This is a genomic window from Variovorax sp. S12S4, from assembly GCF_023195515.1.
Taxonomy (GTDB): domain Bacteria; phylum Pseudomonadota; class Gammaproteobacteria; order Burkholderiales; family Burkholderiaceae_C; genus Variovorax.
Genome location: NZ_JALPKR020000002.1, coordinates 5,225,147 through 5,244,137, shown reverse-complemented (window position 1 = coordinate 5,244,137; position 18,991 = coordinate 5,225,147). Strand labels below are relative to the sequence as shown.

Genomic DNA, 18,991 nt, shown 5'->3' with positions numbered 1-18,991 from the left:
GCGGGTCAGGGCATCTGCTGTTGCTGTAGCGACTTGGGCACCCGGTAGCGCTCGCCGTCGTAGCGCAGCGTCACGTTGCTGAATCGCGCGGGCAGGGCCTTCTCGGTGCAGCCCTGGTCTTCCTGCATTTGTGCGTGGCTCTGAACCAGCGTGCGCGAGAGTTGCAGGTCGGCGTAGCCGTTGCTTGCAGACTTGCCCACCGAAAGCATGGTGCGCAGTTTCTCGAAGCGGCCGGTGCAGGTGCTGTCCCATTCGCCGCTGTCGTGGTCGAGCTCGACCTCCTGCAGCACCTGCCGCAGCTTGCTGCCGTGGTGCACGTAGAGGCGAATGGTTTCGCTCGCGGCCGAGCTGCCGGGCGCGGTGCTCCTGTAGCGCACGCGCAGGCCGAATGCGCGCGTGTCGGAAGACAGCACATAGCGCGAGGTGTCGATTCGAATGTCCTGAATGGCGGTCGCGCTGTCTTCGTCGAGCGCCTCGGGCTGGAAGATGCGGCCGATGACCGTGTCGCGCTCGGTATTGCCGTTGTCCGGGCGCTGGATGAGCAGCAGTTCCAGGTCGAACACCTTGGCGCCCGTGCTGCTGGTCTCGCGCGGCACTGGCAGCACCACGATGCTGCGCCCCGGAAACGCCGGCCAAGGCTTGCACGCGGCCAGCCGCTCGTCGAGCGCTCGATTCGGATACAGCTTGGCATGCATGCGCTCGGCCAGGCCGCTCTCGCAGGCTGCATGGCTCAGGCCGGCGGCCGAGAGGCACAGCAGGAGCAGGGTGCGGCGTAGAAACAGGCGCATGCCGAACGCTTCAGACGGAGTTCGCGGCAGGTGCTGCGGCACTTTGTTGTCGGGGCTTTTGCAGCCAGTGCGCGACGGCCGCTTCGAGCACGGCCAGGTCGCCGCTGCCCTGCAAGACCAGTCCGCCCTCGCCGCTATCCGCAAGCCCGCCGAGCGACGCCAGTACGCGCCGCGTCTGCTGAGCAACCGGTGCGCCGGTGTCGATGAAGCGCAGCGCAGGCGGTGCATGGCGCTGCAGCTCACTCTTCACGAGGGGGTAATGCGTGCAGCCGAGCACCACGGTGTCGACCTCGCCGGAGGCGTGGCCGAAAGGCCCGGCCTCGGTCATGTAGCGTTCACACAGTGCGGCAATGGCCGCGGTGTCGAAGCCTTCGATGGCCTTCACGAGCCCGTCGCAAGGCACGGCCCGCACGGTCGCCGATCCTGCGAAAGACTCCCGCAGCGCCGCGTACTTGGCACTCGCCAGCGTTCCCCGCGTGGCCATTACCGAGATGTGCCCGGTGCGGCTCGTTGCCACGGCGGGTTTGAGCGCGGGCTCCAGGCCCACGATGGGCAGTGCCGGATGCTCGGCGCGCAGCAGGTGAATCGCCGCCGTGGTGGCGGTGTTGCACGCCACCACGAGGGCCTTGATGGCGTGCTCGGCGATCAGTTGTTCCGTCACCTTGCGCGAACGCTCGATCACATAGGCGTCGCCGCGCTCGCCGTACGGCGCATAGGCCGTGTCGGCGAAATACACGAAGCGTTCGTACGGCAACTCGGCGCGCAGCGCGGCGAGCACGCTGAGCCCGCCGACACCGCTGTCGAAGACGCCAATCAGGCTCAAGCTTCTTCCATCATGATGGTCTTGAATTCGCCGCTGGCAATGCGCTTCTGCCACTCGGCCGGGCCGGTGATGTGCGCGCTGGTGCCGCCCGCGTCGACCGCCACCGTCACGGGCATGTCGACCACGTCGAATTCATAGATGGCTTCCATGCCCAGGTCTTCGAAGCCCACCACCTTGGCGGTCTTGATGGCCTTGCTCACCAGGTAGGCGGCGCCGCCCACGGCCATGAGGTAGGCGCTCTTGTGCTTCTTGATGGCTTCGATGGCAACCGGGCCGCGCTCCGCCTTGCCGATCATCGCGATCAGGCCGGTCTTGGCCAGCATCATCTCGGTGAAGCCGTCCATGCGCGTGGCCGTGGTCGGACCCGCGGGGCCCACGGCTTCGCCCTTCACCGGATCGACCGGGCCGACGTAGTAGATGACGCGGTTGGTGAAGTCCACCGGCAGCTTCTCGCCCTTGGCCAGCATGTCCTGGATGCGCTTGTGCGCGGCGTCGCGGCCGGTGAGCATCTTGCCGTTGAGCAGCAGCGTGTCGCCCGGCTTCCAGCTTGCCACTTCGGCGGGCGTGAGCTTGTCGAGGTCGACGCGCTTGCTCTTCTTTTCGTCGGGTGCCCAGTTCACATCGGGCCAGAGGTCGAGCGAAGGCGGGTCGAGGTACACCGCGCCGCTGCCGTCCATCACGAAGTGCGCATGGCGGGTCGCCGCGCAGTTGGGAATCATCGCCACGGGCTTGCTGGCCGCGTGCGTCGGGTACATCTTGATCTTGATGTCGAGCACGGTGGCCAGGCCGCCCAGGCCCTGCGCGCCGATGCCCAGGGCGTTGACCTTCTCGTACAGCTCGATGCGCAGCGCCTCGACCTTGCTGAGTTCGGCGCCCGAGGCCTTCTTGGCCTGCAGCTCGTGCATGTCGAGGTCGTCCATCAGGCTTTCCTTGGCCATGAGCGCGGCTTTCTCGGCCGTGCCGCCAATGCCGATGCCCAGCATGCCGGGCGGGCACCAGCCGGCGCCCATGGTGGGCACCGTCTTCAGCACCCAGTCGACCACGCTGTCGCCGGGGTTCAGCATGACCAGCTTGCTCTTGTTCTCGCTGCCGCCGCCCTTGGCCGCCACCGTCACTTCGACGGTGTTGCCCGGAACGATCTCGGTGAAGATCACCGCGGGCGTGTTGTCCTTGGTGTTCTTGCGGTCGAACTGCGGATCGGCCACGACCGAGGCGCGCAGCGTGTTGTCGGGGTGGTTGTAGCCGCGGCGCACGCCTTCGTTGACGGCGTCTTCCAGGCTGCCGGTGAAACCGCCCCAGCGAACGTCCATGCCCACCTTGAGGAACACGTTGACGATGCCGGTGTCCTGGCAGATCGGGCGGTGCCCGGTCGCGCTCATCTTGCTGTTGGTCAGGATCTGCGCAATGGCGTCCTTGGCGGCGGGGCTCTGCTCGCGCTCGTAGGCCTTGGCCAGGTGGGCGATGTAGTCGGCGGGGTGGTAGTAGCTGATGTACTGCAGCGCGGCGCTGATCGATTCGATCAGGTCGGCCTGCTGGATCGTGGTCGTCATGGTGGGGGGTGTTCTTTGGAGTGTGGAAACGCCCCCCGATTATCTCAGCCGCCGCGTTCTACCTGGCGGCGGCCCGGGCTTCCTCGATCCAGCCGTCGAATAGCGGCCGGTGCGCCCGGATCCAGCCGTCGGTATGGCGCTCCAGGTCTTGCTGCGTATTGGCACCCTGGCTCATGCGCAGGTTCTGGGCGTTGATGTCGCCAATCGGCAGTTTCATCACCTCGAACAGCCTGCCGGCGGCCGGATTCTTCTCGACGAAAGCCCTGTTGGCGACGATCTGTTCCTTGTTAGCCTGGAACCCGTAGTTCTTGCCGTTGGGAAGCTGCGTGTCCGCACCGCCGCCCTGGGCGGACGAGAACGGCACCTGCAGCCACACCACGTCCGCACCGGGGCGCAGCACGGCGCTAACCCAGTAGGGCGTCCAGGTGTAGTACAGCACCGGCTTGTCCTGCTTGAAGCGGGCAATGGTGTCGGCCATCAGTGCGGCGTAGCTGCCCTGCTTGTGGGTGACGGTGTCGCGCAGCTGGTAGGCAGTAAGGTGGTTCTCGATGGCCAGCTCGCACCCCCAGCCGGGGTTGCAGCCCGTCAGGTCGGCCTTGCCGTCGCCGTCCGCGTCGAAGAGCCTGGCGATCGCCGGGTCCTTCAACTGCGCGATGTTGGTGATGTTGTATTGCTCGGCCGTCTTGCGGTCGATCAGGTAGCCCTGCACCGCGCCGTCGGAGTACACGCCGGTGCGCGAGAGCTTCGCGTCGCCGCCGCTGTTCTTGTAGAAGTCCGCGTGCAGCAGGCTCCAGTGGTTGGCCATGAACGTGGCGTCTCCGTTGGCAATGGCCAGGTGCTCGGTGGCGGGCTCGAGGTCCTTCATGGGTTCCACCGTGTAGCCGAGCTTTTCGAGTGCGCGCATCACGAGCAGCGTCTGGAAAGCCTCTTCGGCGAGCGAACTCTTGAGCGGCTGCACGGTGACGCCTTTTCCGGGCAGGTCGTTGGCGGCCTGTGCGGTTGCACCCATGGCGATGAAGCCGAGCGCGAGCAGGCCGCGGGCGATGAGAAGACGGGTTTTCTTCATGCGTTGATTTCCTCCATGGCCTGTCATTGCGTGGAAAGCGCGGGAACGGGCGCGCCCGCGTCGCGCGAAGGCGTGCCCACCAGGCGCTGCAGTACGCGCAGCGCAAGACCGGCAGGACCCGTGTGCCACCAGCGCCGCCCCGCGCTGCGGCGCGACTTGCCCATTGCCTGCGTCAGGCGGTCGAGCGAAATCGCCAGCAGCACAATGCCCAGGCCGCCGACGGTCGCCAGGCCCATGTCGAGCCGGCCGATGCCGCGCAGCACCATCTGGCCGAGGCCGCCCACCGCGATCATCGAAGCGATCACCACCATCGACAGCGACAGCATCAGCGCCTGGTTGATGCCCGCCATGATCGACGGCATGGCCAGCGGCAGCTGCACCTTCACCAGCATCTGCCAGGGCGAGGCGCCGTAGGCCCGCGCAGCCTCGATCAGGTCTGGCCGCACCTGGCGCAGGCCCAGGTTGGTCAGGCGCACCAACGGTGCCAGCGCGAAGATGATCGTCACGATCACGCCCGGCACATTGCCGATGCCGAACAGCATCACGACAGGCACGAGGTACACGAAGGCCGGCGTGGTCTGCATCGCGTCGAGCACGGGCCGCATGATCCGCTGGGCGCGGTCGCTGCTGGCCAGCAGCACCCCGAGCGGCAGCCCGATGATCATGCAGAAGACCAGCGAGGTCAGCACCAGCGACAGCGTGACCATCGCCTCGGGCCAGATGCCCAGCATGGCCACGAGCAGCAGCGCCGCCGTGGTGCCGATGGCGAGCGCGCGGCCCGCAAACTGCCAGGCGAAAAGGCCGATGAGCGCGATCATCGCGAGCGTCGGCAGGCCGGTCAGCAGGCTCTGCACCCAGTTCAGCGTGCTGTCGATGGGCAGGCGCACCGTCTGGAAAAAGGGGCGGAAATGCGCGACCACCCAGCCCAGGCCCTGATTGATCCAGGATTCGACGGGCAGGGAGCCGTCCCAGAGCCGGTGCAGTTGAAAACCGCTGGTGGCGCTGTCGGCTTGGCCGGCGAGCTGATGGGCCGCGTTCACCGGCGCATCGAGCCAGGCGCTCGCGGCCGAGGCGTCGGGCGCGGCCGAGAGCGCCTCCCACGGATCGACGAAAGCCGCGGGCTCCGGGGCCGTGTTCAACGCGGCGCCGAGGCCCGGCGCGTTCAGGTCGGAAGAAGGCAATGTGGTGTCGTTCATCGTTCGGTTGTCCTTCGTGAATTCAGTGCGGCTCGGCGGCGAGCGCGGGCGCTGCATGCGGCGAGACCGGCTCGATCGGCGGCGTGTCGCGGTCCAGGAACTTGAGCAGCGTCGTCTTGCTGATCGCGCCGCAGAAGCGGCCGTCGCCCGCCACCACCGGCAGCGCGCACGGCGCCTGCGCAAGCTGGCCGATCAGGCCGGCCACCGGCGCCTCGGCGTCGATGCGCGGCAGGTCGGCCAGGAAGGCGTGCTGCAGCCCGAGCGGACCCGAATGCCCGTCGAGCGCGCCGCGCAGCGTGTCGGCCGACACCACGCCGAGGAAGCGCTTGTTCGGGCTGGTCACGTAGGCGAAGTCGCGGTCCTGGTCTTCCAGCAGCTTGAGCGCCGCGCGCGCACCGCGCTCGGGGTGCTCGCACACCACGGTGAGCGACTTGCGCGCGATGTCCGCCGCCTTGAAGACGGCCGCCGCGTCCACGCCCCGCACAAAGCTGCGCACGTAGTCGTCGGCGGGGCTGCGCAGGATCTCGTCGGGCGTGCCGATCTGGATCACCTGGCCGTCTTTCATGATCGCGATGCGGTCGCCGATGCGCATGGCTTCGTCCAGGTCGTGCGAGATGAAGACGATGGTGCGGCGCTGCTCCTGCTGCAGGCGCAGCAGCTCCGACTGCATCTCGGTGCGGATGATCGGGTCGAGCGCGGAGAAGGCCTCGTCCATCAACAGGATCGACGGGTCCGAAGCCAGCGCGCGCGCCAGGCCCACGCGCTGCTGCATGCCGCCGGAGAGCTCATCGGGGTAGCTGTCGCCCCAGCCCGCAAGGCCCACCTGCGCGAGCGCCTTGTCGGCTTGCGCAAGGCGCTCCTTCTTGCTCGTGCCCGAGAGTTCCAGGCCGAACGCGGTGTTCTCGCGCACCGTCATGTGCGGCATCAGCGCAAACGACTGGAACACCATGCTGATGTCCTTGCGGCGCAGAGCGCGCAGTTGGGTGTCGGAGTGCTCGTTGATGTCGGCGCCGTCGATCACGATGCGCCCGGCGGTCGGCTCGATCAGCCGGTTCAAGAGGCGCACCAGCGTCGACTTGCCTGATCCCGAGAGACCCATGATCACGAAGATCTCGCCGGCCTGGATCTCGAAGGTGGCATCGAACACGCCGATCGACTGGCCCGTCTGCGCAAGGATTTCCTTCTTCGAAAAACCTTGCCGGACCAGTTCGAGTGCCTGCTCGGGTGAATCGCCGAACACCTTGAAGACATGGTCGATGAGAATTCCTTTGGCCATACGCCGGGGGCTCCTTGTGTGATGTTTGGACACAGCACCGCCCCTGAAGCAGGAGGCGGCAACGGTCACGCCATCAGCCGAGGGGAGGCTGAACACAGAGCGCGAGAAAACGCGTGCAATGGCCCGGCGAACCTCTGGGGCTGCCGACAGGCACTGAAGACGACGTGGCGACGAAACCAGTGCCCGCCGAATGTTGGCGTGGCAGTGGGGCCGGAAACAATCCGGCCGGTTTTGCCGGGCAGGGCCCGGCGGGAGAACCTTGCACCGCGACGGGATTCGGAGATCCGCGAGTAGTGCAGGGCCGATCAACATGACTTGTTGGTCGTCTGGAGCCCAAGATCATAACTTTTTGACATGACGCGAGTCAACCCAACGGGCGTAACGTGATGTTGGCGGCGGGCGGAATGGCCCCGCCAAATGCGAGCCATTCTTATTGGCAGATACTGGAGCCCGCGCCCGATCAGGCGGCGCGACCATCCAAGATTGCGGAGCTTTTTTCACCATGACGACTTCCCCCAAGACCCGTGCCGAGCGCGACACCTTCGGACCGATCGACGTGCCGGCCGACAAGCTGTGGGGCGCTCAAACGCAGCGCTCGCTGCAGAACTTCGACATTTCCGGCGAGCAGCAGCCGCGCGAGATCATCAAGGCGCTGGCGCAGGTCAAACGCGCGTCGGCCGTGGTCAACCACGCGCTGGGCCTGCAGGACGAAAAGAAAACCAAGGCCATCGTTGCCGCAGCCGATGAAGTCATCGCCGGCAAGCACCCCGGTGAGTTTCCTCTCGTGGTATGGCAGACCGGCTCGGGCACGCAGACCAACATGAACGTGAACGAGGTGCTGGCCAACCGGGCGAGCGAATTGCTCGGCGGCGAGCGCGGGGAAGGGCGCCTCGTGCACCCGAACGACGACGTGAACCGCAGCCAATCGAGCAACGACGTGTTTCCCACCGCGATGCACGTGGCCGCCGTGGAGGCCATCACGCACAAGCTGCTGCCGGCCATTGCCAAGCTGCGCGGCACGCTCGAGCAAAAGTCGAAGGACTTTGCAGACATCGTGAAGATCGGCCGCACCCACCTGCAAGACGCCACCCCGCTCACGCTGGGCCAGGAGTTCTCGGGCTACGTGGCGCAGCTGGCGCACGGCGAAGCGCATGTGCGCGCCGCGTTGCCGCACCTGTGCGAACTGGCGCTCGGCGGTACGGCCGTGGGCACCGGGCTCAATGCGCCCAAGGGCTATGCGGAGCAGGTGGCGGCCGAACTCGCAAAGCTCACGGGCCTGCCTTTCGTGACGGCGCCGAACAAGTTCGAAGCGATGGCCAGCGTCGACGCGCTGGTGCATGCGCACGGCGCGCTGAAGACGCTCGCAGCCAGCATGAACAAGATTGCCAACGACGTGCGCTGGCTCGCTAGCGGGCCGCGCAGCGGCATCGGCGAACTCAGCATTCCCGAGAACGAGCCCGGCTCGTCGATCATGCCGGGCAAGGTCAACCCGACCCAGAGCGAGGCCGTCACGATGCTCGCGGCGCAGGTGTTCGGCAACGACGTCGCCATCAACATCGGCGGCGCTTCAGGCAACTTCGAACTCAATGTGTTCCGCCCGATGGTGGCGCACAACTTCCTGCAGAGCGTGCGCCTCCTGGCCGACGGCATGGTGAGCTTCAACGACCACTGCGCGGTGGGCATCGAGCCGAACCGCGAGCGCATCACCGAGCTGGTGCAGCGCTCGCTGATGCTGGTGACGGCGCTCAACACGCACATCGGCTACGACAAGTCGGCCTACATCGCGAAGAAGGCGCACAAGGAAGGCACGAGCCTGCGCGAGGCGGCGATTGCCTCGGGGCACCTCACGGCCGAGCAATTCGACCAGTGGGTGGTGCCTGAAAACATGACCGGCCGGTAAGACCGTCTCGCCCATGAAAAAAGGACCCGCGGGTCCTTTTTGTTTGCCGGTCGATCAGTGGTCGATCAATAGCCGATGGTGTAGCGCTGGCGCGAGTGCGCTGGCTTCTCGAGCTCGTCGATGAACGCGATCGCGTAGTCTTCGAAAGTGATCCAGCTGCGGCCCTCGGCGCTCACGAGCAGGTCGTCCTTGCCAATGCGGAACTTGCCGGTGCGCTCGCCTTCGACGAACTCGGCCGAGGGCGAAAGAAAGGTCCAGTCGAGTTCCTTCTCGTTGCGCAGCGCGTCGAGGAACACACCGCCTGCCGTTGCTTCGGCGCGGTAGGCATCGGGGAAGTTCGGCGTGTCGATCACCTTCAGGCCCGGTGCCGCGAACAGGCTGCCCGCGCCGCCGACCACCAGCAGCCGCTTCACGCCCGCGTGCTTCACCGGCTCGATGACGGCCGCTGGCGGCACTGTGGAGAAGTGCGCGGCGCTGAACACCGCGTCGTGGCCGGCCACCGCCTTTTCGAGTGCGGCACCGTCGAGCACGTCGAGGTCCACCGCCTTCACGTTGGCGCGGCCGGAGAGCTTGTCGCTGGCCTTGCGTGCAATGGCCGTTACGGTGTGGCCGCGGCGCAGGGCCTCTTCGAGAAGGCGGCCGCCGGCGCGACCGGTGGCGCCGATGATGGCAATGTGGCTCATGAATGCTCCAGAAAAGTTGATTCGATGAAACGCATCTTAGGTTTCTGGTTTCGAAAGAAATACCTCGATTTACGCGTTTCTTTATTCCTAAAATCGTTCGAATGGATCGTTTGAACGCAATGCGGGTCTTCGTGACCGTGGTGGATTCGGGCAGCCTCTCGGCCGCAGCCGACAAGCTCGACCTTTCCCGGCCGGTGGTCACGCGCTATGTGGCCGAGCTGGAGCAATGGACCGGCGCGCGCCTCTTGCACCGCACCACGCGCCGGCTGAGCCTTACCGCGGCGGGCGAAGAACTGCTGCCGCGTTGCCGCCAGGTGCTCGAGCTCGCGGGCGACATGCAGGCCGCGGTGCGGCACCCGGCCGAGGCGCCGCGCGGGCAGTTGCGCATCACGGCCAGCACCTCGTTTGCGCAGGCCCAGCTGGCCGACGCCGTGGCCGACTATGTGCGGCTCTATCCCGGCGTGGCGGTCGACCTGGTGCTGCTCGACCGGGCAGTGAACCTGGTGGACGAGCGCATCGATCTCGCGATTCGGGTGGCGGTGGAGATCGACCCCAACCTGATCGCGCGCAGGCTGACCGATTGCCGTTCGGTGGTATGCGCTTCGCCCGGGTATCTGAAGGAGCACGGCGAGCCGCTGCGCGTGGAAGAACTGGCCCAGCGCAACTGCCTCACGCACTCTTACTTCGGACGCAGCCTCTGGAACTTCACGCGCAAGGACGACGGCACGCCCGTCTCGGTGGCTGTGGGCGGCAACGTGTCGACCAACGATGCCGCGAGCCTGATGCAGCTTGCGCGGTCCGGGGCCGGCATCACGATGCTGCCGACCTACCTGACCTCATGCCTTTTGAAGTCGGGCGAACTGGTGCGGCTGTTTCCGGAATTCGAGCCGCAGGTGGTGGGCATGTATGCGGTGTACGCCTCTCGCAAGCACATGCCGGCCACGCTGCGCACGATGCTCGACTTTCTGGCCGCGCGTTTCACCGAGGTTCCGGCCTGGGACTTGCCCCGCGCCGGCTGAGCCCCCTGAGCCGGATCGGCTCGTGTCAGTGCCCGTTGCCGCGCGGCGCGTTCGACGCCATGAGCTTGTCGGTGTAGGCAATGGCCATGGCCGAGAACAGAAAGGCGATGTGAATCACCGTCTGCGCAATCAACACGCGATCGGTGTAGTTGTCGGCGTTGATGAAGGTCTTCAGCAGGTGGATCGAGCTGATGCCGATGATGGCTGTGGCCAGCTTGACCTTGAGCACCGAGGCGTTCACGTGGCTCAGCCACTCGGGCTGGTCGCGGTGGCCTTCCAGGTCCATGCGGCTCACAAAGGTTTCGTAGCCTCCCACAATCACCATGATGAGCAGGTTGGAGATCATCACCACGTCGATCAGCGCCAGCACCACCAGCATGATCACCGTTTCGTTGAGCGTGCCCACCGGTGCGGTGGTCTTGTAGCCGATGCTGGTGATCAGCGCCTGCAGCGCGTCCTTGTTGCCGAAGGCGGCTTCGACAAGGTGCAGCAGTTCGACGAGGAAGTGCACCACGTACACCGCCTGCGCCACGATCAGGCCCAGGTACAGCGGCAGCTGGAGCCAGCGGCTGGCAAAAATCAGCTTGGGCAGCGGCCGAAGCGGCGAGCCGCGGGCTGGTACGGGCGGGTTCCGGGTATCGAAAGGGTCGGGAGCGGACATCGGGAGGAAGGTTGGGAACGACTGGCGATTCTAGGGGTGCCCTCGTGTCGGACCCGTGATAACCCTGCGAACTAATATCGGACCGTCAGTGACCCGTAAGTGGGTCCGCCGACATTACGGCCGCACCTACCCAGGAGACAAGAGAATGAGCAGCAGCGCATCGAAGAACATCGAATCCGTTCTGGTCGAGAACCGCGTGTTCCCGCCCGACACCCGTGCCACCCAAGGTGCCCGCATTGCCGGCATGGCCGCCTACGAGGCGCTGTGCAAGGAGGCCGAGCAGGACTTTGAAGGCTTCTGGACCCGCCAGGCGCAAGCCAACCTCAACTGGACCAAGCCGTTCACCCGCACGCTCGACGAGTCGAAGGCGCCGTTCTACGAATGGTTCGGCGATGGCGAGCTCAATGCCAGTGCCAATTGCCTCGACAAGCACATGGGCACGCCGGTCGAGAACAAGACGGCCATCGTCTTCGAGGCCGACGACGGCACCGTCACCAACGTCACCTACAAGGAACTGCTCGGCCGCGTGAGCCAGTTTGCCAATGCGCTCAAGGCCGCCGGCATCCAGAAGGGCGACCGCGTCATCATCTACATGCCGATGACGGTCGAAGGCGTGATCGCCATGCAGGCCTGCGCGCGCATCGGCGCCACGCACAGCGTGGTGTTCGGCGGCTTCTCGGCCAAGGCGCTGCAGGAGCGAATCATCGACGCCGGCGCCGTGGCTGTCATTACCGCCAACTACCAGCTGCGCGGCGGCAAGGAACTGCCGCTCAAGGCCATCGTCGACGACGGCATTGCAATGGGCGGCTGCGAGTCGATCAAGACGGTGTTCGTCTACGAGCGCACGCCCTCCGCGTGGAACCGCGTCGAAGGCCGGGACAAGACATTCGACGAGGCACTGAAGGGCCAGAGCACCGATTGCCCGCCGGTGGCGGTCAACGCCGAGCATCCACTTTTCATCCTCTACACCTCGGGCTCCACCGGCAAGCCCAAGGGCGTGCAGCACGCCACCGGCGGCTACCTGCTGTGGGCCAAGCTCACGATGGACTGGACCTTCGACATCAAGCCCGAAGACGTGTTCTGGTGCACGGCCGACATCGGCTGGATCACCGGCCACACCTATGTGGCCTACGGCCCGCTCGCGGCCGGCGCCACGCAAGTGGTGTTCGAGGGCATTCCCACGTTCCCGCACGCGGGCCGCTTCTGGCAGATGATCGAGAAGCACAAGGTGTCGGTGTTCTACACCGCGCCTACGGCCATCCGCTCGCTCATCAAGGCGGCCGAAGGCGACGAGAAGGTGCACCCGAAGAACTGGGACCTGACGAGCCTGCGCATCCTCGGCTCGGTGGGCGAGCCCATCAACCCCGAGGCATGGATGTGGTACCACCGCAATATCGGCGGCGAGCGTTGCCCTATCGTCGACACCTTCTGGCAGACCGAAACCGGCGGCCACGTGATCACGCCGCTGCCGGGGGCCACGCCGCTGGTGCCGGGCTCGTGCACCTTGCCGCTGCCGGGCATCATGGCCGCCATCGTCGACGAAACCGGCAAGGACCTGCCCAACGGCGCGGGCGGCATGCTGGTCATCAAGCGGCCCTGGCCCTCGATGATCCGCACCATCTGGAATGACCCCGAGCGCTTCAAGAAGAGCTACTTTCCCGAAGAGATGGGCGGCACCATTTACCTCGCGGGCGACGGTGCCGTGCGCAGCGCAGACCGCGGCTATTTCCGGATCACCGGCCGCATCGACGACGTGCTCAACGTGTCGGGCCACCGTCTCGGCACGATGGAAATCGAATCGGCACTCGTCTCCAAGACCGACCTCGTGGCAGAAGCCGCCGTGGTCGGCCGCCCTGACGACGTGACGGGCGAGGCCGTGTGCGCCTTCGTCGTGCTCAAGCGCAGCCGCCCGACCGGGGAGGAGGCCAAGCAGATCGCCAACGAGCTGCGCGCTTGGGTGGCCAAGGAAATCGGGCCCATCGCCAAGCCGAAGGACATCCGCTTCGGCGACAACCTGCCCAAGACGCGCAGCGGCAAGATCATGCGGCGCCTGCTGCGCAGCATCGCCAAGGGCGAGGCCATCACGCAGGACACCTCCACGCTCGAAAATCCTGCAATTCTGGAACAGTTGTCACAGACCAATTGATTCGATCTGTAGGACATGGCCGTTAGTGGGAAGCAGGGGCCGTTGCGGCCCGCGGCCTGAGGTACAACCAGCGAAGTTGCCGTGCGCCGGGGCGCGCATGGCAGTTTCGTTGTGTTCGACCTGTCCGAAGGAGGCCCCCATGGGTGTGAGATCTGCTTTCCTGTTTGCCATTCTGCTGCTGATCGCGGCCCTTGCCGCGCTCAACTGGGGCACGCTGTCTTCGCCCGTGCCGGTTTCGCTGGGGTTCATGACCGTTTCCGCGCCGCTGGGCTTGATGATGCTGGGGCTCACCGTGGCCCTGGGCGTGTTCTTCCTGGTCTACGTGCTCTACCTGCACAGTTCGGTGCTGCTGGACGCCAAGCGCCACAACAAGGAAATGCAGGTGCAGCGCGACCTTGCCGACAAGGCCGAGGCTTCGCGCTTTACCGAGCTGCGCAACTTCCTGGAAGCACAAGAGAACAAGCACATGGCGGAGAACGCCGAGCGCCATGCCGCATTGATTGCGAGGCTGGGGCAGGTCGAGAGCGTGATCCGTCAGCGCTCGGAGCAGTCGGACAACACCGTGGCTGCGCACATCGGCCAGCTCGAAGACCGCATCGAGCGCCGGCCGTTGCCCACGGACATCGATCCGCGGGTTTGATCAGCGTGTCGACAGCACCCAGGCAGCGAGCTTCTTTGCGTCGGCTTCGCTGACCTGGTTGTTGGCCGGCATCGGCACCGGACCCCACACGCCCGAACCGCCCTTGATGATCTTGGTTGCGAGCATGTCGGCGGCGCCGGCATTGCCCTTGTACTTGGCGGCCACATCCTTGAACGAAGGGCCGAGCACCTTGCGCTCCACCGCATGGCAGCTCATGCAGTTTTTCGACGTGGCCAGCGCCAGGTCGGCGAAAACGGGGGCGGCCAGGCCAAGGCCCAAAACGGCGAACGACAGGAGTCTTTTCATGGGGCTTATTTCGTAATGGCTGGGTTACATTCGATCTAACGCGATTGTAGGTAACGCCGTGTACCGGCGTCCGGAAGCGTTTCCAACAAAACCCGAGGGATTCGCGATGCTTTTTCTGCTGTTGGGCCTGCTGGGCATAGGCCTGAAATACTTCGAAGTGGGCATGGTTGCCGGCTGGAGCTGGTGGATTGTGTTGTCGCCTTTTGCACTGGCCGTGGCGTGGTGGGCCTGGGCCGATTCGTCGGGCTATACCAAGCGCAAAGTTGTCGAGCGCGAAGAACGGCGCAAGCAGGCGCGCATCGACCGCCAGCGCAACAACATGGGCCTGCCGCCCAACAACCGCCCGAAGCGCTGACACCCGAGTGGGCGCGGCATCGTAAATTGCACGCGTTGCGGCCCACGCCATGGACGAAGAAGCCATCCAGCATGCGATGCTGGTTTTCGGGCTCTCGCTCTTGGTCGGGCCTGCCATCGGCGGATTGGCCGGATGGCTCAAGAACTTTTTCTGGGGCGTGGGCATTGGGGCGCTGCTGATCGGCTGCGCCGGGCTGTATGCCGCGGCAACCATCGGCTGGCAGCGCTACCAGTCGATTGAAGGCACCGCCAGCGTTCAGGGCAGCCTGATTGAATTTGTCGAAGAGCGCAGCAAGGACAGCAACGGCCGCACGACCGTTTCGCGCGCCCCGGTGGTCGAATACGTCGCGGCCGACGGCCAGAAACGCCTGGTCAAGGGGCTCGGCGGCGGCTTGTCGGACAAGGAGTGGGGCGACGCTGTCGAGGTGCGCTACAGCATTGCCGACCCGGCGCAGGCGCTGATCGCCGATTTCCAAAACATGTGGGGCCCGGTGTGGGGGTTCGGCATCTTCGGGCTGTTCCCGACGATGTTCGGCCTGTTCTTCACCGGCATGGCGATCAAGGAAGGGCGCCCCGCCAGGCGGCCCGTGCAGCGCCCGGCCACGCCCACGCAGCAGCGTTGGCGCACGCGCGGCACCGTGCTTGCCAACCTCGTTTTCGTGGCCGGCTTCGCCGTGTGTTTTCTCTACCCGGGCGAGAGCATGGGCAAGGCGCTCGGCGCCGGGTTCATGACCATCGGCGCCGGCGCGTTGCTGCACTTTGCGGTGCAGAGTTTCCCTCCGGCCATGGAGTTCGAATCCCGCAGCATCCTTGCGATCGTCGGCCTCGGGTTTCTGGCCTTCGGCTACGGCGCTTGGATGATGATGGCCTGAGGCTTTCTCAGAACTTGTCGAGCACCGCGCCCGAGCTGGCGCTCGAGGCATTGAATGCGAACTTGGCCTGCACGCCGCGCGTGTAGCGCGGAGCCGGCGGCTTCCAGCCTTCGCGGCGCTTGGCAAGCTCGGCCTCGGGCACGTTGAGTTCGAGCACCAGCTTGTGCGCATCGATGGTGATCGAGTCGCCTTCGTTCACGAACGCAATGGTGCCGCCGGCCGCCGCTTCAGGCGCCACGTGGCCGACCACCATGCCCCAGGTGCCGCCCGAGAAGCGGCCATCGGTGATCAGGCCCACGCTTTCGCCCAGGCCTGCGCCGATGAGCGCGCCCGTCGGCGCCAGCATTTCGGGCATGCCCGGGCCGCCCTTGGGGCCCAGGTAGCGCAGCACCATCACGTCGCCGGCCTTGATCTTGCCGTCCAGAATGGCCTTGAGCGCCGACTGCTCGTCGTCGAACACGCGCGCCGGGCCGGTGATGACGGGGTTCTTCAGGCCGGTGATCTTGGCGACCGCGCCTTCGGGCGACAGGTTGCCCTTCAGGATGGCCAGGTGGCCTTCCTCGTACATCGGGTTGTTGATGGGGCGGATCACGTCCTGGTCGGCGCGCGGCACGTCGGGCACGTCCTTCAGCACTTCGGCGATGGTCTGGCCACTGATGGTGATGCAGTCGCCGTGCAGCAGGCCCGCGTTCAGCAGCACCTTCATCACCTGCGGAATGCCGCCGGCCTGGTGCAGGTCGACCGCAAGATACTTGCCGCTCGGCTTCAGGTCGCAGATCACCGGAACCTTCTTGCGCATGCGCTCGAAGTCGTCGATGGTCCATTCGACCTCGGCCGCGTGCGCAATGGCCAGGAAGTGCAGCACCGCGTTGGTCGAGCCGCCCGTGGCCATGATGACGGCCACCGCGTTCTCGATGGCCTTCTTGGTCACGATGTCGCGCGGCTTCAGGTCTTTCTTGATCGCCTCGATCAGCACCTTGGCCGATTCCTTGGCCGAGTTGGCCTTTTCGTCGTGCGGGTTGGCCATGGTCGACGAGTAGGGCAGCGAAATGCCCAGCGCCTCGAATGCGCTGGACATGGTGTTGGCCGTGTACATGCCGCCACACGAGCCGGTGCCCGGAATGGCGCGCTTCTCGATCTCCAGCAGGTCTTCGTCGCTCATGTTGCCGGCGGCGTTCTGGCCCACGGCTTCGAACACGCTCACGATGTTGAGGTCTTGCCCCTTGTACTTGCCCGGCAGGATGGTGCCGCCGTACACGTAGATGGCCGGCACGTTGGCGCGCAGCATGCCCATGAGGCCGCCGGGCATGTTCTTGTCGCAGCCGCCGACCACCAGCACGCCGTCCATCCACTGGCCACCGACGCAGGTCTCGATGCAGTCGGAGATGACCTCGCGGCTCACCAGCGAGTACTTCATGCCTTCGGTGCCCATGGCCATGCCGTCGGAGATGGTGGGGGTGCCGAACACCTGCGCGTTGCCGCCCGCTTCCTCGATGCCCGCAATGGCCGCGTCGGCCAGCTTCTGCAGGCCCGAGTTGCACGGCGTGATGGTGCTGTGGCCGTTGGCCACGCCGACCATCGGCTTCTTGAAGTCGCTCTCTTCGTAGCCCATGGCGTAGAACATCGAGCGGTTGGGGGCGCGGCTCTTGCCTTCGACGATGTTCGCGCTGCGGCGGTTGATCTGGATTGGCTTGGTGTCCATGGTCGGTGTCTCTTCTCGTGGGGAATTCTCGGGGAGGCCCAAGTATCGGACTTCTCATTGATTCATTCCAATCCCTTTTTACGTGCGGATTGATATGCTCGGCATATGAAGGAAGCCTTGATCGACCTGCGTGCCTGGCGCCAGTTCGTGGCCGTGGCCGAAGAACTGCATTTCGGCCGCGCCGCCGAGCGCCTGCACATGACCCAGCCGCCCGTCACGCAGGCCATTGCCCAGCTCGAGAAGACCCTGGGCGTGGCGCTGTTCGACCGGACGCGCCGGCGCGTGGCGCTCACCCCGGCCGGCGAAGCCTTGCTGCCTGACGTGCGCGAACTGCTGGCCCGCGCGCAGGCCCTTCCGGAGAGGGCCCGCGCCGCAGCGGCGGGGCAGGTGGGCCGGGTGCGCATTGCCTTTGTTTCGACCATCGGCTTCGAGAAGCTGCCGGCCTGGGTGCGCGAATTCCGCGTGCTGTGCCCCGAGGTGGCGCTGGAACTGGTCGAGGCCACCGGCGACGTGCAGCTCGAAGCCTTTGCCCGCGGCGAGATCGACGCCGGCCTGATGCTCCATTCCCCGGGCGCTGCGCCGCCGGGGCTCGCGCGGCTGCCGGTGGAGCAGGAGCCGCTGGTGCTGGCCATGCCGGCGCAACACGCGCTCGCGAGCGCAGCGCCCGTGCCGCTGGCACAGGTGCTGGCAGAACCGCTGGTGATCTTTCCGCGCCGCATCGTGCCTTCGCTGCACGACGCGATCCATGGCCTTTACCACTCGGCCGGGCGCACGCCCACCGTGGCGCAAGAGGCCATCCAGATGCAGACCATCGTCAACCTGGTTTCAGGCGGCATCGGCGTGGCCTGGGTGCCGCAGAGCGTCATGCAGTTCAGGCGCGCCGGCGTGGTCTACCGCCAGGCCCAGGAGTTCAAAGGGCCGGGCCGCGCGCGGGTGGCGCTGCCCGCATGCGAAACCAGCCTGGTGTGGCCGGCGCATGCGGTGCATCCGGCGCTGGCGCGATTCGTGGAGTTCGTGCGCGAGCGGACGCACAAGCGCGGTTGACCACCACGGCGCCAGGGAACGCCACATGGCCGGGGCACAATCTGCGCCATGCTCATGTATCCGCAGATCAATCCCGTCGCCCTGCAGTTGGGGCCCGTCGCCATTCACTGGTACGGCCTTACCTACCTGGCCGCGTTCGCGCTGTTCTACTTTCTTGGCACGCGCCGCCTGGGACACGAGCCATATCGCTCGCTCGTCGGCACCGGCGCCTGGCAGCGCAAGGACATCGAGGACATTCTTTTTCTTGGCGTGATGGGCGTCATCGTGGGCGGGCGGCTCGGCTACTGCCTGTTCTACAAGCCCGAGTTCTATCTCGCGCATCCCCTCGAAATCCTCTACGTGTGGCAGGGCGGCATGAGCTTTCATGGCGGCCTGTTGGGCGTGATCGGCGCAATGATCTGGTTCGCGCGATCGCGCCACGGCCGTTCTGGCAGGTGATGGACTTTGTTTCGCCGTGCGTGCCCACCGGTCTTGCGGCGGGCCGCGTGGGTAACTTCATCAACGGCGAACTCTGGGGCCGCTTCAGCAGTCCCGACCTGCCCTGGGGCATGGTGTTTCCGCAAAGCGGCTCGATGCTGCCGCGCCACCCTTCGCAGGTGTACCAGTTCCTGCTCGAGGGACTTCTGCTGTTCGTCATCATGTGGCTCTACGCGCGCAAGGAGCGCAAAGAAGGGCAGGTGGCCGCGGTGTTCCTCATCGGCTACGGCGTGCTGCGCTTCATTGCCGAATACTTCCGCGAGCCCGACGACTTTCTGGGCCTGCGTGCGCTGAACCTGAGCCAGGGGCAATGGCTCAGTGTGCCGATGGTGCTCTTCGGCATTGGCCTCTGGCTCTGGGCCGCAAGGCGCCCACGGCCCGCCACTGCCTGAGCGGCAAGCCCTCAGGGTAAGCCCGGGCTGCGCATCGGGTGCGCAGCCCTTGCGCTGCGCGGATTGCGGCCCCACAATTTTGCGTAATTACAGAAA

At 65.9% G+C, this 18,991-nt stretch carries 17 protein-coding genes and 1 pseudogene; 8 read left to right on the top strand and 10 right to left on the bottom strand.

Annotated elements, in window-relative coordinates:
• Positions 1-5: 5 nt before the first annotated feature.
• From M0765_RS25705 to proV, 6 genes are read right to left on the bottom strand one after another with little or no spacing between them, the layout of a single operon-like run.
• Positions 6-788 (bottom strand): hypothetical protein, encoded by a 783-nt coding sequence (locus M0765_RS25705; protein WP_258506850.1) that lies wholly within the window; start codon positions 786-788, stop codon positions 6-8.
• 10 nt (positions 789-798) lie between these two features.
• A complete protein-coding gene (gene murI, locus M0765_RS25700) occupies positions 799-1,611 on the bottom strand; it encodes a glutamate racemase (protein ID WP_258506848.1) in 813 nt (270 codons plus the stop codon).
• A complete protein-coding gene (locus tag M0765_RS25695; protein ID WP_258506846.1) occupies positions 1,608-3,161 on the bottom strand; it encodes a fumarate hydratase in 1,554 nt (517 codons plus the stop codon). The genes murI and M0765_RS25695 overlap by 4 nt, the downstream gene beginning before the upstream one ends.
• A 58-nt stretch (positions 3,162-3,219) precedes the next feature.
• Positions 3,220-4,227, bottom strand: coding sequence for a glycine betaine/L-proline ABC transporter substrate-binding protein ProX (gene proX / locus M0765_RS25690; RefSeq protein WP_258506845.1), 1,008 nt, complete (start codon positions 4,225-4,227; stop codon positions 3,220-3,222).
• Between the two features lie 23 nt (positions 4,228-4,250).
• Complete coding sequence (gene proW / locus M0765_RS25685; protein ID WP_258506843.1) at positions 4,251-5,423, bottom strand: glycine betaine/L-proline ABC transporter permease ProW; 1,173 nt, start codon at positions 5,421-5,423, stop codon at positions 4,251-4,253.
• A 22-nt stretch (positions 5,424-5,445) separates the two neighbouring features.
• Positions 5,446-6,699 (bottom strand): glycine betaine/L-proline ABC transporter ATP-binding protein ProV, encoded by a 1,254-nt coding sequence (gene proV / locus M0765_RS25680; RefSeq protein ID WP_258506841.1) that lies wholly within the window; start codon positions 6,697-6,699, stop codon positions 5,446-5,448.
• A gap of 502 nt (positions 6,700-7,201) precedes the next feature.
• On the opposite strand from proV, the gene fumC reads away from it, so the two are divergent.
• The gene (fumC, locus tag M0765_RS25675) at positions 7,202-8,599 is read left to right on the top strand and encodes a class II fumarate hydratase (RefSeq protein WP_126749691.1); all 1,398 of its coding nucleotides are present in this window, start codon (positions 7,202-7,204) and stop codon (positions 8,597-8,599) included.
• Positions 8,600-8,664: 65 nt separating this feature from the next.
• On the opposite strand, the gene M0765_RS25670 is transcribed toward fumC, so the two are convergent.
• Positions 8,665-9,282, bottom strand: coding sequence for an NAD(P)-dependent oxidoreductase (locus tag M0765_RS25670; protein ID WP_258506836.1), 618 nt, complete (start codon positions 9,280-9,282; stop codon positions 8,665-8,667).
• Between the two features lie 101 nt (positions 9,283-9,383).
• Between M0765_RS25670 and M0765_RS25665 the strand changes: the two genes are divergently transcribed.
• Positions 9,384-10,301, top strand: coding sequence for a LysR family transcriptional regulator (locus M0765_RS25665; protein ID WP_258506834.1), 918 nt, complete (start codon positions 9,384-9,386; stop codon positions 10,299-10,301).
• A 25-nt stretch (positions 10,302-10,326) separates the two neighbouring features.
• Here M0765_RS25665 and M0765_RS25660 read toward each other — a convergent pair whose 3' ends face one another.
• Positions 10,327-10,962, bottom strand: a complete 636-nt coding sequence (locus tag M0765_RS25660; protein WP_258506833.1) for a YqhA family protein — start codon at positions 10,960-10,962, stop codon at positions 10,327-10,329.
• Positions 10,963-11,107: 145 nt separating this feature from the next.
• Between M0765_RS25660 and acs the strand changes: the two genes are divergently transcribed.
• Positions 11,108-13,108, top strand: a complete 2,001-nt coding sequence (gene acs, locus M0765_RS25655) for an acetate--CoA ligase (RefSeq protein ID WP_258506831.1) — start codon at positions 11,108-11,110, stop codon at positions 13,106-13,108.
• Positions 13,109-13,247: 139 nt separating this feature from the next.
• On the top strand, positions 13,248-13,748 hold the full coding sequence (locus M0765_RS25650; RefSeq protein ID WP_126749686.1) for a LapA family protein: 501 nt from the start codon (positions 13,248-13,250) through the stop codon (positions 13,746-13,748).
• Here the strand turns inward: M0765_RS25650 and M0765_RS25645 are convergent, their stop codons facing one another.
• The gene (locus M0765_RS25645; RefSeq protein WP_258506830.1) at positions 13,749-14,054 is read right to left on the bottom strand and encodes a c-type cytochrome; all 306 of its coding nucleotides are present in this window, start codon (positions 14,052-14,054) and stop codon (positions 13,749-13,751) included. It lies immediately after the preceding gene.
• A 106-nt stretch (positions 14,055-14,160) separates the two neighbouring features.
• Here M0765_RS25645 and M0765_RS25640 point away from each other — a divergent pair, with 106 nt between their 5' ends.
• Complete coding sequence (locus M0765_RS25640; protein ID WP_258506829.1) at positions 14,161-14,409, top strand: TIGR04438 family Trp-rich protein; 249 nt, start codon at positions 14,161-14,163, stop codon at positions 14,407-14,409.
• Between the two features lie 49 nt (positions 14,410-14,458).
• Positions 14,459-15,280 (top strand): DUF3592 domain-containing protein, encoded by an 822-nt coding sequence (locus tag M0765_RS25635; protein ID WP_258506828.1) that lies wholly within the window; start codon positions 14,459-14,461, stop codon positions 15,278-15,280.
• Positions 15,281-15,287: 7 nt separating this feature from the next.
• Here M0765_RS25635 and ilvD read toward each other — a convergent pair whose 3' ends face one another.
• On the bottom strand, positions 15,288-16,982 hold the full coding sequence (gene ilvD / locus M0765_RS25630; protein ID WP_258506827.1) for a dihydroxy-acid dehydratase: 1,695 nt from the start codon (positions 16,980-16,982) through the stop codon (positions 15,288-15,290).
• 105 nt (positions 16,983-17,087) lie between these two features.
• On the opposite strand from ilvD, the gene M0765_RS25625 reads away from it, so the two are divergent.
• Both M0765_RS25625 and lgt read left to right on the top strand, forming a co-directional pair.
• Entirely contained in the window at positions 17,088-18,026 is a 939-nt protein-coding gene (locus tag M0765_RS25625) for a LysR family transcriptional regulator (protein WP_258506826.1), read from the top strand.
• A 48-nt stretch (positions 18,027-18,074) separates the two neighbouring features.
• Positions 18,075-18,895 (top strand): annotated as a pseudogene (lgt, locus tag M0765_RS25620) (prolipoprotein diacylglyceryl transferase).
• The last annotated feature ends 96 nt before the right edge of the window (positions 18,896-18,991 follow it).